Origin of the sequence: Pseudomonas sp. Marseille-P9899 (genome assembly GCF_903166565.1) — a bacterium.
GTDB classification, from domain to species: Bacteria; Pseudomonadota; Gammaproteobacteria; order Pseudomonadales; family Pseudomonadaceae; genus Aquipseudomonas; species Aquipseudomonas huaxiensis.
In genome coordinates this window covers 331,670-344,698 of record NZ_CAESCG010000003.1, presented here as the reverse complement: position 1 = coordinate 344,698, position 13,029 = coordinate 331,670, and the positions used below count along the sequence as shown (strand labels likewise).

Here is a 13,029-nt window from a genome sequence, read left to right as displayed (position 1 = left end):
GACCCAATCAGCGCACCGGTGGCGCGTACTGGATGCCGCCGTTGTTCCACAGGGCGTTCAGACCGCGGTCGATCTGCAGCGGGGTAGCCTTGCCGAGGTTCTTCTCGAACACTTCGCCGTAGTTACCCACTTGCTTGACGATCTGCACCACCCAGTCCTTCGGCAGTTTCAGGTCCTTGCCGTATTCGCCGTCGGCGCCGAGCATGCGCGCCACGTCAGGGTTCTTGGTGGCTTTGGCTTCTGCCTCGACGTTCTTCGAGGTGATGCCCATTTCTTCGGCATTGAGCATGGCGAAGAGGGTCCACTTGACGATGCTGAACCACTCCTCGTCACCCTTGCGCACCACCGGGCCCAGCGGCTCCTTGGAGATGGTTTCCGGCAGAACCACGTAGTCGGTCGGCGCGGCCAGCTTGGAGCGCTGTGCGTAGAGTTGCGACTTGTCGGAGGTCAGCACGTCGCAACGACCGGATTCCAGCGACTTGGCGCTTTCATCGGAGGTGTCGAAGGTGATCGGGGTGTATTTCAGACCGTTGGCGCGGAAGTAGTCGGAGACGTTCAGCTCGGTGGTGGTACCGGCCTGGATGCAGATGGTTGCACCGTCCAGTTCCTTGGCGCTGGAAACGCCGAGCTTCTTGTTCACCAGGAAGCCGATGCCGTCGTAGTAGGTGACGCCGGCGAACACCAGGCCCATGCCGGAGTCACGCGAGCTGGTCCAAGTGGTGTTGCGCGACAGCACGTCGACTTCGCCGGACTGCAGCGCGGTGAAGCGCTCCTTGGCGTTGAGCTGGCTGAACTTGACCTTGGTCGCGTCACCGAATACCGCCGCTGCTACTGCGCGGCAGACATCGGCGTCGATCCCGACGATAGTGCCTTTGGCGTCCGGCACCGAGAAGCCCGGCAGACCGTCACTCACGCCACACTGCACGAAACCTTTCTTCTGCACCGCATCCAGGGTCGCACCCGCGTGGGCGAAGGAGCTCAGGCCCAGCGCAGCGGCAGCCGTCATGACTGCCAGGGTGGATTTCAACATCTTCATTCAAACCTCCAGATCGCTCTTGTTGTGTGAGCCGGTTTTGCACCGCACCCTTATGAGGCGCATCCGACCCGTTTCGGCTTGTTATTGGGTCAATTGGCGCAATACGCTGTTCTGTGACAGCCTTGGGTTACCCATGAGGGGTGTTACCGCGGAAACACGCCACCTCACGTCGTAGGTCAAGTAGCAAAGCGCGTACCAGATCTGGTGGCTAAAGCGTTTCAGTGTTCTACAACGAGCAAAGTTGCAGCAATGCGACACCTTCTTTCCGTATTGCCCCCTCGTGCCTTTTTTTCATGCACTCAATTGAGATCGCGTGCACTTTTTCGGAGCAGTCATGACCAAACCCTTGATTCTCGAACCACAAAAAACTGCGGACGCCTGTGTGATCTGGTTGCACGGCCTGGGCGCCGACCGTTATGACTTCATGCCGGTGGCCGAAACCCTGCAGGAGCAATTGCTCAGCACGCGTTTCGTAATGCCCCAGGCACCGAGTCGCCCGGTGACGATCAATGGTGGTTATGAAATGCCCAGCTGGTACGACATCAAGGCCATGAGCCCGGCCCGGGCGATCGACGAGGCGCAACTGGAAGAATCCGCCGCCCACGTCATCGAGCTGATCGAAGAACAGCGAGGCGCCGGCATCCACCCCAGCCGGATCATCCTGGCCGGTTTCTCCCAGGGCGGCGCGGTGGTGCTGCACACCGCTTATATAAAGTGGCAAGAAGCGCTCGGCGGGGTGATGGCCCTGTCCACCTACGCGCCGACCTTCAAGGACGACCTCCAACTCAGCGCCAGCCAGCAGCGCATCCCCGCACTTTGCCTGCACGGCATCTATGACCCGGTGGTGCTGCCGGTCATGGGCCGCACGGCCTTCGAGTACCTGAAAAAATGGGGCGTCAGCGCCCAATGGCAGGAATACCCGATGGAACACGCGGTGCTGCCGGAAGAAATCAACGACATTGGCGCTTGGCTGACACAGTGCTTGCGCTGACGGTCGTATTCCTTGTAGTTGTCAGTGCAATCCGCTACGCCGAGCCCGAATCTTGCATTACACTGCCCGGCGTACATTCCTTAATCAATTGACGAGAAGACCGTGCTCAAAGCACTCAAGAAGATGTTCGGCAAAGGCGAGGATGAGCCACTCGCCGCCGAAAGCGCTGCTCCCGCGATGCAGCCACCCACGCCGGCCACCGCTCCCGCACCGGTGGCCCCGCTCAAGGCCGAGGAACCCCAACCCGTTCGCGCCGAACCCGCCGCCGCTGCCAAACCTCGCCGCGAGCGCAAGCCAAAACCACAAGCTTCGACCTGGAAGCTGGAAGACTTCGCCGTCGAGCCACAGGAAGGCAAAACCCGTTTCCACGACTTCAAGCTCTCCCCCGAGCTGATGCACGCCATCCATGACCTCGGCTTTCCTTATTGCACGCCGATCCAGGCTCAGGTCCTGGGTTTCACCCTGCGTGGCCAGGACGCCATCGGTCGCGCCCAGACCGGCACCGGCAAGACCGCGGCCTTCCTGATCTCGATCATCACCCAGCTGCAACAGACTCCCCCGCCGAAAGAGCGCTACATGGGTGAGCCACGGGCGCTGATCATCGCCCCGACCCGCGAACTGGTGGTGCAGATCGCCAAGGACGCCGAGCTGCTGACCAAGTACACCGGCCTGAACGTGATGACCTTCGTCGGCGGCATGGACTACGACAAGCAGCTCAAGGCCCTCGAAGCCCGCCACTGCGACATCCTGGTTGCCACCCCTGGCCGTCTGCTGGACTTCAACCAGCGCGGTGAAGTGCACCTGGACATGGTCGAAGTGATGGTGCTGGACGAAGCCGACCGCATGCTCGACATGGGCTTCATCCCGCAGGTGCGTCAGATCATTCGCCAGACCCCGCCGAAGAGCGAGCGTCAGACCCTGCTGTTCTCGGCCACCTTCACCGAAGACGTGATGAACCTGGCCAAGCAGTGGACCACCGACCCGGCCATCGTCGAGATCGAGCCGGAGAACGTTGCCAGCGAAACCGTCGAACAGCACGTCTACGCCGTTGCCGGCAGCGACAAGTACAAGCTGTTGTACAACCTGGTCACCGAGAACAAGTGGGAACGGGTGATCGTCTTCGCCAACCGCAAGGACGAAGTGCGGCGCATCGAAGAGAAACTGGTGCGCGACGGCGTGAATGCCGCGCAACTGTCCGGCGACGTGCCACAGCACAAACGCATCCGCACCCTGGAAAGCTTCCGCGAAGGCCGCATTACCGTGCTGGTTGCCACCGACGTGGCCGGTCGCGGTATCCACATCGATGGCATCAGCCACGTGATCAACTTCACGTTGCCGGAAGATCCGGACGACTACGTGCACCGTATCGGCCGTACCGGTCGTGCGGGGACCAGCGGTGTGTCGATCAGCTTTGCCGGTGAGGATGATTCCTACCAGTTGCCGGCGATCGAGGCGTTGCTGGGTCGCAAGATCAGTTGCGAGATGCCGCCGACCGAGTTGTTGAAATCAGTGCCTCGCAAGCACGCGTGATCGAGAAAACGCAGCCTTGGAGCTGCGTTTTTTTATGGCTGCAATTTTTTCGCGAGCAAGCTCGCTCCTACAGATTCAGACCATACCGTGTCTGTAGGAGCGAGCTTGCTCGCGAAGCCCCTTGGTAGCCCCAATCTTTTTTTCCACCGGGATAGCGAAGACTTAAACTAAAAGTCCATAATGGAAAAATTAGTTTAGAAACCAGTCACCCCGGAGTCTCGAATGGCCGCGCCCCTCGTTCTCGATCAGCAGCACGCCCGTCAACTGCTCGCCCAGGTGGATGTTCCCCAGGTGCTGCGCGATCTGTTCCGTGACCTGGCAGCCGGCCAGGCGGTGCAGCCACCGCAACAACTGGTGGAATTCCCGTCCGGCAAAGGCGACTTCATCAATTACGGCGGCGTGCTGGCGCAGGAGCGCGTCTACGGGGTCAAGACCTCGCCTTATATCGTCCGTGAGCAAGGCGCACTGGTTACCGCCTGGACCTTGCTGATGTCCATGGACAGCGGTCAGCCGCTGTTGCTGTGCGATGCCGGCGAACTGACCACCGCGCGCACCGCCGCAACCACTGCCGTGGCCGTGGATGCCCTGGCCCCGGCCGACGCCCGGCGCCTGACCCTTATCGGCAGCGGCCCGATTGCCCGTGCTCACCTGCATTACGTGCGCAACCTGCGCCCATGGCAGGACATCCGCCTGTACTCGCCGAGCCTGAACGGCAAGAGCGCCAGCGAACGCGACGCCCTCACCGCCCTTGATCCACGCCTGAGCCTGCACGACGACGCCGAAGCGGCCCTGGTCGATGCCGACGTGATCCTGCTGTGCACTTCGTCGGCCAAGCCGGTCATCGATCCGGCCAAGCTGAGCAAGCCGGCACTGATCACCTCCATCAGCACCAATGCGGTGCGTGCTCATGAAGTGCCACCGGCCAGCCTCGCGGCGATGGACGTGTACTGCGACTACCGGGTGACCACGCCGGGCAGCGCCGGGGAAATGCGCCTGGCCGCCGAGGAGCATGGCTGGAAGACCGACGCCATCGTCGGCGACCTGCCGGAGCTGATCAGCGGCCAGGCTCCACGCCCGGACTACCAGCGCCACGCGTTCTTCCGCTCCATCGGCCTCGGCCTGGAAGACATCGCCCTGGCCAACGCCCTGTACCACCTGCAACGCGCGCGCTGACAGCGTCGGAGGCCCCATGCAACAGGCTGATTTCATCATTATCGGCGCCGGTATCGCCGGCGCGTCCACCGGCTACTGGCTGGCCGCCCATGGCCGGGTGCTGCTGCTCGAGCGCGAGACGCTGCCGGGTTATCACTCCACCGGTCGTTCGGCGGCGCTGTACACCGCCGCCTACGGTACGCCGCAAGTCCGCGCCCTGACCCTGGCCAGCCGGGCGTTCTTCGACCAGCCGCCCGCCGGCTTCGCCGAGCACCCGCTGCTGACCCCGCGCGGCGAGATGACCGTGGACTTCGACGGCGACGCCGCCGAACTGCAACGCCAGTTCGACAGCGCGCGCGCCTGCGTGCCGGAGATGCAGTTGCTCAGCGCCGATGAGGCCTGCGCGCGCCTGCCGGTGCTGCGCCGCGAGAAAGTCCACGGCGCGCTGTACGACCCGAGCGCCAGCGACATCGACACCGATGGCCTGCATCAGGGTTATCTGCGCGGCATCCGCCGCCAACAGGGCGAAGTGCACGGCGACTGTGAAGTCCTCGCCCTGCATCGCGAGGACGACGGCCAGTGGCGCGTGGAAACCAGCCGCGGCGAATTCCGCGCACCGGTAATCATCAATGCCGCCGGCGCCTGGGCCGACCACATCGGCCAACTGGCCGGCGCCCGTCCGCTGGGCCTGCAACCCAAGCGGCGTGCCGCGTTCATCTTCGAAGCACCGGCCGACTTGGACACCCACGACTGGCCGATGCTGGTCAGCCTCGATGAGTCCTTTTATATGAAGCCGGACGCCGGCATGTTGCTCGGCTCGCCGTGCAACGCCGACCCGGTCGAACCCCACGACGTGCAGCCCGAAGAACTGGACATCGCCATGGGCATCTACCAGATCGAGGAAGCCACCACCCTGAGCATCCGCCGCCCGTTCCGCACCTGGGCCGGGCTGCGCAGCTTCGTTGCCGACGGTGACCTGGTGGCCGGTTTCGACGGCGCTGTGGCCGGCTTGTTCTGGGTCGCGGCGCAAGGCGGCTACGGTATCCAGACCTCGCCGGCGATGGGTCAGGCCAGCGCCGCGCTGGTGCGTGGCGAGCCCCTGCCCGCCCACCTCGGTGATTTCGGCCTGAGTGCCGAGCAACTCTCGCCCGCGCGCCTGGCCACCCGCCAGGAAGGATGACGCGCCCGCGCGTTTGCGGCACACTCCCAGCGCCCTGGCCCCAGGGCGCTGAACCCGTCCGGAGCCCGCCCGAATGTCGACACCCGATGATGTCCTGCAGAACTACCGGGCGATCGCCGATGCCATCGCCACGCTGTTCTTCCCCCATGCCGAAGTCGTGCTGCACGACCTGCGCACCCAGAAGATCGACTACATCGCCAACAACCTGTCCAAACGCGAAGTCGGCGACGACGCGGCGCTGGAAGACATGTTCGAGGAAGGTACCGACGAGACCAATATCGGCCCCTACGAGAAGCTCAACTGGGACGGGCAGAAGATCCGTTCCCTGAGCACGGTACTGCGCGACGCCACCGGCAACCCGCAGGCCGTGTTGTGCATCAACCTGAATATTTCCCTGTTCGAGAATGCCAAGGCGGCGCTGGATTTGTTCCTGTCACCGAGCAAATTGATCCCGCAGCCCGACGCCCTGTTTCGCGATGACTGGCAGGAACGGATCAATACCTTTCTCAACAGTTGGCTGCGCCAGCGTCAGCTCAGCCTCAATGTGCTCAACCGCGACCACAAGCGCGAGCTGGTCCTGGCCCTGCACGCCGAAGGCGCGTTCCGCGGCAAGAGTGCGGCCAACTATGTGGCCAATGTGCTGAATATGGGGCGGGCGACGGTGTACAAACACCTGAAGGAACTCAAGGCCTGAGGCTGCGGGTACCGCTTCGCGAGCAAGCTCGCTCCTACAGAAAGGGCAGCAGCCCCGGGCGCTTGAGTCAGGCGATCAGTCGCCGTAGATGTCGGTCTTGAAGTACTTGCTCTGGATCTTCTGGTACTCGCCATCGGCGCGGATTGCGGCAATGGCATCGTTCAGTTTCTTCACCAGCTCGGTATTGCCCTTGCGCACGGCGATACCAGCGCCTTCACCGACGAATTTCGGATCTTTCAGCTCAGGGCCGACAAAGGCGAAGCCCTTGCCGCGTGGCGTGTCGAGGAAGCCCAGTTGCAGCGGGATGGTATCGGCGAACACACCGTCCAGGCGCCCGCTTTCCATGTCCAGGAAGATTTCTTCGTTGGTGGTATACGGCACCACGATCACGCCCTTGGGCTCCAGCACCGCACGCACATAGCGGTCAGTCGTGGTGGCGCGCTGCACACCGATGCGCTTGCCCTTCAGGGCTGCGTACTGGTCGTCCACCTGGGTGCCTTCCTTCATCGCCAGGCGCGCCGACGTGAAGTAGTACTTGTTGGTGAAGTCCACGGACTTCTTGCGTTCTTCGGTGATGGTGATCGACGACAGGGCCGCGTCGATCTTCTTGACCTTCAGCGACGGGATCAGGCCGTCGTATTCCTGCTCGACCCACTGGCACTTGACCTTCATCTCGGCGCACAGCGCGTTGCCGATGTCGTAGTCAAAGCCTTCTATGCCGTTCGGGGTCTTGTAGGCAAAGGGCGGGTAAGCAGCCTCGATGCCGATGCGCAGAACGTCGTCGGCCGCGAACACAGGGCTGCTGGCCAACAGGCCAAGCGCCAGACCGGCGATCAGGTTGGAGGTCTTCATGATGGGGCTCTCTCGCTCGTTGTTGTGTTGGGGGTGACAAGACAGAGGAAAGGGGCCGGCCAGTGGCCGAACAATTTTATACTTATATTTCTATTATGGACTTTATCGTACACACGGCAGGTGCAAGCTACAAGCGCCAAGCTGCAAGAGAAAGCAGTCGGTGGCGTTCCAGCCTTTTTCTTGCAGCTTCAAGCTTGCAACTTGCGACTGCCCCTCACTACCAACGCTCAGCGGCGTCAGCATCACTCTGCTTGCCCTCGACCCAACGCGGGCCTTCGCAGGTCTGTTCCTTTTTCCAGAACGGGGCGCGGGTCTTGAGGTAGTCCATGATGAAGTTGCAGGCGTCGAATGCCGCCTGGCGGTGGGCGCTGGCGACGCCGACGAAGACGATCGGCTCGCCCGGTTCGAGCGCGCCAATACGGTGCAGCACCTCGACCTTGAGCAGTGGCCAGCGCTCCTCGGCCTCGATGACGATCTTGCCCAGCGCCTTCTCGGTCATGCCTGGATAGTGTTCGAGGAACATCCCCGCCACCTCCCGGCCATCATTGAAGTCACGCACATAACCAACGAACGCCACCACGGCGCCAACACCGACGTTGGCCGCGTGCATGGCATTGGTTTCCGCTCCCGGATCGAAGGGCGCGGTCTGGACCCGAACGCTCATCTCAACCTCCGGTGACCGGCGGGAAGAACGCGACTTCGTCGCCGTCTTCCAGGGCTTCGTCCGGCTTGCACAGGTCCTGGTTGCGCGCGCACATCAGGTTCTTCTCGGCCAGCACGGCGTAGCGCTCGCCCTTGTCGAGCAAGGCCTGGCGCACGTCTTCGATGCAGGCGAAAGCGCCGACGAGCACCTCGCCGTCCGTGCCCAGCAGTTCACGGTAGCGGGCGAAATACACCACCTTGATCGTCATTGCGCATCCGCCTGGTAGTGGCCGCTCTTGCCGCCGAGCTTTTCCAGCAGGCGCACGTTTTCAATGGTCATGCCGCGATCGACGGCCTTGCACATGTCATAGATGGTCAGCGCGGCGACGCTGGCGGCGGTCAGCGCTTCCATTTCCACACCGGTCTGCCCGGACAGCTTGCAGCGGGCGACGATGTGCACGGCGTCCTCGCCTTCGGCGCTCAGTTCGACCTTGACGCTGGTGAGCATCAGCGGATGGCACAGGGGGATCAGATCGCTGGTTTTCTTCGCCGCCTGGATCCCGGCAATACGCGCCACGGCAAACACATCACCCTTGGGATGGGCACCGTCGACGATCATCGCCAGGGTCTGCGGGAGCATGCGCACGCGGGCTTCGGCCACGGCTTCGCGGAAGGTCACGGCCTTGTCGGTGACGTCGACCATGGCGGCGCGACCTTGGGAATCGAGATGAGTCAGCACGGGGTTACTCCAGATCAGGAGCCCCGATTGTAAACCTGGGAGTCAGCTTTGCCAGCGAAAAAAACCGGGCGGCGCGAGGCCGCCCGGAGCGTGGTTTACAGGTGGGATTCGGCGTATTCGGCGAGGATCGACCGCGGCACGCCCTGCAGGGTGATGTGGACCCCGTTGGGGAAGTCCTTGAAGCGTTCAGTCAGGTAGGTCAGCCCGGAACTGGTGGCCGACAGGTAAGGGGTGTCGATCTGTGCCAGGTTGCCCAGGCAGATCACCTTCGAACCGGTACCAGCACGGGTGATGATGGTTTTCATCTGGTGCGGCGTGAGGTTCTGGCATTCGTCGATCAGGATCAGGCTTTGCTGGAAGCTGCGACCGCGAATGTAGTTCAGCGATTTGAACTGCAGCGGGACGCGTTCAAGGATGTATTCGACGCTGCCGTGGGTGCTCTCGTCGTCCATGTGCAGGGCTTCGAGGTTGTCGGTGATGGCGCCGAGCCAGGGTTCCATTTTTTCCGCTTCGGTGCCCGGCAGGAAGCCAATCTCCTGGTCCAGCCCCTGCACGCTGCGGGTGGCGATGATGCGCCGGTAGCGCTTGCTGACCATGGTCTGCTCGATAGCCGCGGCCAGGGCCAGGATGGTCTTGCCGGAGCCCGCGGCGCCGGTGAGGTTGACCAGGTGGATGTCCGGGTCGAGCAGCGCGAACAGTGCCAGCGCCTGATGAATATCGCGAGGTTTCAGGCCCCAGGCTTCCTGGTGCAACAGCGGTTCCTGATGGAGGTCGAGCAGCAGCAGTTCGCTGTCCTTGATGCCCTTGATCCAGCCGACGAAGCCCTGTTCGTCGATGATGAACTCGTTGACGTGGACCGCTGGCAGGTTGTCGATCAGTTGCACACGGTGCCAGGTGCGCCCCCGTTCCTGGCGGGTCTCGACCTTGCTCACGCGGTCCCAGAACGATCCGGTGACCGAGTGATAGCCCTTGGACAGCAGGCTGACGTCGTCAACCAGCTGGTCGGTACTGTAGTCCTCCGCCGCGATTCCACAAGCGCGGGCCTTGAGGCGCATGTTGATGTCTTTGGTCACCAGCACCACGTCGCGGTCCTTGCGCCGACTGCGCAGTTCCAGCACCTGGTTGATGATGATGTTGTCGTTCAGGTGTTCGGGCAGCAGACGGTGCGGTTCGGCACGCGGGGTCATCAGGATCGACAGGAAGCCCTTGGGCCCGCCCTTGCCACGCTGGATCGGTACGCCCTGTTCGACATCTTCGGGGTTGGCGTCACCGAGGGTCTGGTCGATCAGGCGGATGGCCTGGCGACATTCGGCGGCGATGGTGTGTTTTCCGGTCTTGAGCTTGTCGAGTTCCTCCAGCACCGTCATCGGTATCGCGACGTGGTGCTCCTCGAAGTTGAGCAAGGCGTTGGGGTCGTGAATCAGGACATTGGTATCGAGCACATACAGGATTGGCTGGTTGGAGGAAGGGTTGCGTCCTTGGTCATCCATACTCGGTCACCTTATGTGGAAGCTACACGATGCGGTACTTCGCGCATCGCAGAGTGACCGCCGCGCTTCCCGTATCCGCGTTGCTACGGGCGGGAAGAGAACCTGCCAACAAGGGGGCCTTGGAAGACGCCACCTGGCTGCAGGGTTCGGCTGTCTGACTCCTACATACCGCAAAAACCGTTACCGGAAAAAGCATTTTCATGCACAAGGGCAGTTTATTTTTCGCTTGGACGAATTGCCCTTGGCGGCGTCGCAAAGCGCGACTACATTCAAGGATGGAGCCCGTTGAAACGTTTCGCCCAGCCCCGGACTCCCCTGCTACTGCCGACCCGCGAAGTCTCGGCAACTCTCCCAGCCAATCCCGCTTTGTGCCGTGTGCGTCAGTACCCAGGTCACTACCGCCTGCGCTTTCGGCTGGCTGTCGTGCAACTGGATCAAGCCGCGACGCCATAACAACATCAGGCTCAAGGTGCGCTGCGCCGATTGCTCGGCGGTCAGCGGACTGAGGTCCTGGGCGTCGATATCCCACAACGTCACGCGCAGGTTCTGACTGGCGAAAAAGCCGGCGCTGTCGGCCCGGCGCTGGCCGTAGGGCGGGCGAAACAGTGGCACATACTGGTCAGGCAGATCGCCCTGAACCCGCGCCACACTGCGCAGCACCGAGTCTTCCCAGTCCTTCCACTGAGCATGGGAACGGTACTGCCAGCCCTGCACACCCACGCACTGTCCGCGATAGACCTCACGCAGCGCCGCAAGCGAAAGTTTGTCGCGCCGGCTCTGCACGCTCTGGCCGAGGACGAAGAACAGGCCGTCGAGTTTCTGCTTGCGCAGGAACACGCTCAATTGCTCGGTGCTGGCCCCGGCCATGCTCGGGCCACCATCGAAGGTGAACAAGAACACGCGGTCATTGAGGCGATCACCGTTGACCTCTGCGGCGTCGTAGAACATCACTTCGCTGGCGGTCTGCGGGAACAGCGCGGCCTTGCGCAGCAGTTCATTGAGGTAGGCGGTGTGGAATTGCCGGCTCGGCTCGGCCCAGCCGGCATAGAAGGAGTCGGCGTCGACGGCGAACTTCGCCGCCTGCTGGCGCAGGTCACCGAGGTTTTCGATGGCATAGCAGAACGACGCGTCCTGCTCGCAACTTTGCTGGGCCATGTCGTAGTTGCGCCACAGCGTGCGCCAGAGCCGTTCGCGGTATTCGCTGATGGCCGGCAGGTTGATCTGGCGCAGTTGCAGGCGCGCCGCCAGGGTCGGCTCGTTCAGCACCTCGGTTTCACTCAGGACCCGGGCAAAGGACAGAATCTCGGCCCGCGAAGCAACGTCGAACAGCACCGGGGTATCCAGCGTTTCCGGCCAGTGGCTGCGCTCGAACGTCGCGATTTCCAGCGGGGCGGCCTGGGCCACGAGGCTGAGCAGGGCTGTCAGGGCAACTAGGGCTATGCGCACGTTCACACTCTCCGGTTCATCCGCCGCGCACTATAGCAGCGCGCCCGGCTATCGCCGCGATAGCTGGAGAACATTGCCCCCGCCCCGTAGAATCGCGGCCACGATTCAAGGAGCCGACCTCATGCTGACGGTGATTTCCCCCGCCAAGACCCTCGATTACGACACCCCGCCCGTCACCTCGCGGCACACCCTGCCGCAGTACCTGGACGACTCCCAGGAACTGATCGTGCAACTGCGCGACCTGTCGCCGGCGCAGATCAGCGAACTGATGCACCTGTCCGACAAGCTCGCCGGCCTCAACGCCGCGCGTTTCGGTAGCTGGACCCCGGATTTCACCCCGGCCAACGCCAAGCAGGCGCTGCTGGCGTTCAAGGGTGACGTGTACACCGGGCTCAATGCCGAAAGCCTCAGCGAGGACGATTTCAGCTACGCCCAGGATCACCTGCGCATGCTGTCCGGCCTGTATGGCCTGCTGCGCCCGCTGGACCTGATGCAGCCGTATCGCCTGGAAATGGGCACCAAGCTCGCCAACGCCCGCGGTAAAGACCTGTATGCCTTCTGGGGCACGCGGATCAGCGAATGGCTGAACCAGGCGCTCGCCGAGCAAGGCGACGACCTGCTGTTGAACCTGGCCAGCAACGAATACTTCAGCGCCGTGAAACGCAGCGCCCTCAAGGCGCGGATCATCAACACCGAGTTCCGCGACCAGAAGAATGGCCAGTACAAGATCATCAGCTTCTACGCCAAGAAGGCGCGCGGCCTGATGAGCCGCTTCGTGATCCAGGAGCGCATCAATGATCCGGAGCGCTTGAAACAGTTCGATGTGCAGGGCTACTACTACAGTGCCGAGCAGTCGAAGCCGGATAACCTGGTGTTTTTGCGGGATCATCCTGACGACTGATCCGTCGCGTGGCTCATGGCCTTATCGCTGAGAAGCCAGCGACAAGGCCATGAGCACCAATCTCCCTCTCCCCGTCCAGAATCGCCATTATTCCGGCGCCAAAAAACCACCCTTCCATCCTTATCGCAAAACGCCATAAGACCGTTCGTAGTTTTTTGACGAAAAATCCTGAAAAACTTTTCAGTACTGGCACAAAACCATCTCACCTCAAGTTCGCCCTTTATATACCGGGACGAAACTCCCGCGTGCCATCAAAGTGAAAGTATCGGCAAGTAGAGAAATATTAAAAAATCTTTCACCAGCACTCTCCGCCCTCAGGAACTTATCCCCTCGCCGCTCGCTCATACCACCCGTAACGATTTTCGAACCATGTGTG

Annotated in this window: 13 protein-coding genes; 6 read left to right on the top strand and 7 right to left on the bottom strand. The window is 62.3% G+C overall.

Annotated elements, in window-relative coordinates; translation table 11 throughout:
• Positions 1-7: 7 nt before the first annotated feature.
• Positions 8-1,036, bottom strand: a complete 1,029-nt coding sequence (locus tag HWV67_RS17395) for an amino acid ABC transporter substrate-binding protein (RefSeq protein ID WP_110969719.1) — start codon at positions 1,034-1,036, stop codon at positions 8-10.
• Between the two features lie 334 nt (positions 1,037-1,370).
• Between HWV67_RS17395 and HWV67_RS17390 the strand changes: the two genes are divergently transcribed.
• From HWV67_RS17390 to HWV67_RS17370, 5 genes are all read left to right on the top strand, one after another.
• Entirely contained in the window at positions 1,371-2,027 is a 657-nt protein-coding gene (locus HWV67_RS17390) for an alpha/beta hydrolase (RefSeq protein WP_175652138.1), read from the top strand.
• 102 nt (positions 2,028-2,129) lie between these two features.
• Entirely contained in the window at positions 2,130-3,557 is a 1,428-nt protein-coding gene (rhlB, locus tag HWV67_RS17385) for an ATP-dependent RNA helicase RhlB (RefSeq protein WP_175652137.1), read from the top strand.
• 222 nt (positions 3,558-3,779) lie between these two features.
• Positions 3,780-4,730 carry an ornithine cyclodeaminase family protein gene (locus HWV67_RS17380; protein ID WP_175652136.1) on the top strand — a complete coding sequence of 317 codons (951 nt, stop codon included), beginning with the start codon at positions 3,780-3,782 and terminating at the stop codon, positions 4,728-4,730.
• A 16-nt stretch (positions 4,731-4,746) separates the two neighbouring features.
• Positions 4,747-5,889, top strand: a complete 1,143-nt coding sequence (locus tag HWV67_RS17375; RefSeq protein ID WP_175652135.1) for an NAD(P)/FAD-dependent oxidoreductase — start codon at positions 4,747-4,749, stop codon at positions 5,887-5,889.
• Between the two features lie 73 nt (positions 5,890-5,962).
• Positions 5,963-6,583: a helix-turn-helix transcriptional regulator gene (locus tag HWV67_RS17370; protein WP_175652134.1), complete on the top strand. Its 621-nt coding sequence runs from the start codon at positions 5,963-5,965 to the stop codon at positions 6,581-6,583.
• Positions 6,584-6,658: 75 nt separating this feature from the next.
• On the opposite strand, the gene HWV67_RS17365 is transcribed toward HWV67_RS17370, so the two are convergent.
• The 6 genes from HWV67_RS17365 to HWV67_RS17340 all read right to left on the bottom strand — a co-directional run bounded on the left by HWV67_RS17365 (position 6,659) and on the right by HWV67_RS17340 (position 11,752).
• Positions 6,659-7,435, bottom strand: a complete 777-nt coding sequence (locus HWV67_RS17365; RefSeq protein ID WP_095154588.1) for an ABC transporter substrate-binding protein — start codon at positions 7,433-7,435, stop codon at positions 6,659-6,661.
• A 217-nt stretch (positions 7,436-7,652) separates the two neighbouring features.
• A complete protein-coding gene (gene moaE / locus HWV67_RS17360) occupies positions 7,653-8,099 on the bottom strand; it encodes a molybdopterin synthase catalytic subunit MoaE (protein WP_175652133.1) in 447 nt (148 codons plus the stop codon).
• Position 8,100: 1 nt separating this feature from the next.
• Positions 8,101-8,346 carry a MoaD/ThiS family protein gene (locus tag HWV67_RS17355; RefSeq protein WP_175652132.1) on the bottom strand — a complete coding sequence of 82 codons (246 nt, stop codon included), beginning with the start codon at positions 8,344-8,346 and terminating at the stop codon, positions 8,101-8,103.
• Positions 8,343-8,816, bottom strand: coding sequence for a cyclic pyranopterin monophosphate synthase MoaC (gene moaC, locus HWV67_RS17350; protein ID WP_175652131.1), 474 nt, complete (start codon positions 8,814-8,816; stop codon positions 8,343-8,345). The genes HWV67_RS17355 and moaC overlap by 4 nt, the downstream gene beginning before the upstream one ends.
• A 95-nt stretch (positions 8,817-8,911) precedes the next feature.
• The gene (locus HWV67_RS17345; protein ID WP_175652130.1) at positions 8,912-10,306 is read right to left on the bottom strand and encodes a PhoH family protein; all 1,395 of its coding nucleotides are present in this window, start codon (positions 10,304-10,306) and stop codon (positions 8,912-8,914) included.
• Between the two features lie 318 nt (positions 10,307-10,624).
• On the bottom strand, positions 10,625-11,752 hold the full coding sequence (locus HWV67_RS17340) for a polysaccharide deacetylase family protein (RefSeq protein ID WP_175652129.1): 1,128 nt from the start codon (positions 11,750-11,752) through the stop codon (positions 10,625-10,627).
• A 121-nt stretch (positions 11,753-11,873) separates the two neighbouring features.
• On the opposite strand from HWV67_RS17340, the gene yaaA reads away from it, so the two are divergent.
• Positions 11,874-12,653: a peroxide stress protein YaaA gene (gene yaaA, locus HWV67_RS17335; RefSeq protein ID WP_175652128.1), complete on the top strand. Its 780-nt coding sequence runs from the start codon at positions 11,874-11,876 to the stop codon at positions 12,651-12,653.
• Positions 12,654-13,029 lie beyond the last annotated feature (376 nt).

Excerpts from the sequence above, each read along its gene's own strand:
- HWV67_RS17395 (WP_110969719.1), bottom strand. The coding sequence starts at position 1,036 with ATGAAGATGTTGAAATCCACCCTGGCAGTCATGACGGCTGCCGCTGCG.
- HWV67_RS17390 (WP_175652138.1), top strand. The coding sequence starts at position 1,371 with ATGACCAAACCCTTGATTCTCGAACCACAAAAAACTGCGGACGCCTGT.
- HWV67_RS17380 (WP_175652136.1), top strand. The coding sequence starts at position 3,780 with ATGGCCGCGCCCCTCGTTCTCGATCAGCAGCACGCCCGTCAACTGCTC.
- HWV67_RS17375 (WP_175652135.1), top strand. The coding sequence starts at position 4,747 with ATGCAACAGGCTGATTTCATCATTATCGGCGCCGGTATCGCCGGCGCG.
- HWV67_RS17370 (WP_175652134.1), top strand. The coding sequence starts at position 5,963 with ATGTCGACACCCGATGATGTCCTGCAGAACTACCGGGCGATCGCCGAT.
- HWV67_RS17365 (WP_095154588.1), bottom strand. The coding sequence starts at position 7,435 with ATGAAGACCTCCAACCTGATCGCCGGTCTGGCGCTTGGCCTGTTGGCC.
- moaE (WP_175652133.1), bottom strand. The coding sequence starts at position 8,099 with ATGAGCGTTCGGGTCCAGACCGCGCCCTTCGATCCGGGAGCGGAAACC.
- HWV67_RS17355 (WP_175652132.1), bottom strand. The coding sequence starts at position 8,346 with ATGACGATCAAGGTGGTGTATTTCGCCCGCTACCGTGAACTGCTGGGC.
- HWV67_RS17345 (WP_175652130.1), bottom strand. The coding sequence starts at position 10,306 with ATGGATGACCAAGGACGCAACCCTTCCTCCAACCAGCCAATCCTGTAT.
- yaaA (WP_175652128.1), top strand. The coding sequence starts at position 11,874 with ATGCTGACGGTGATTTCCCCCGCCAAGACCCTCGATTACGACACCCCG.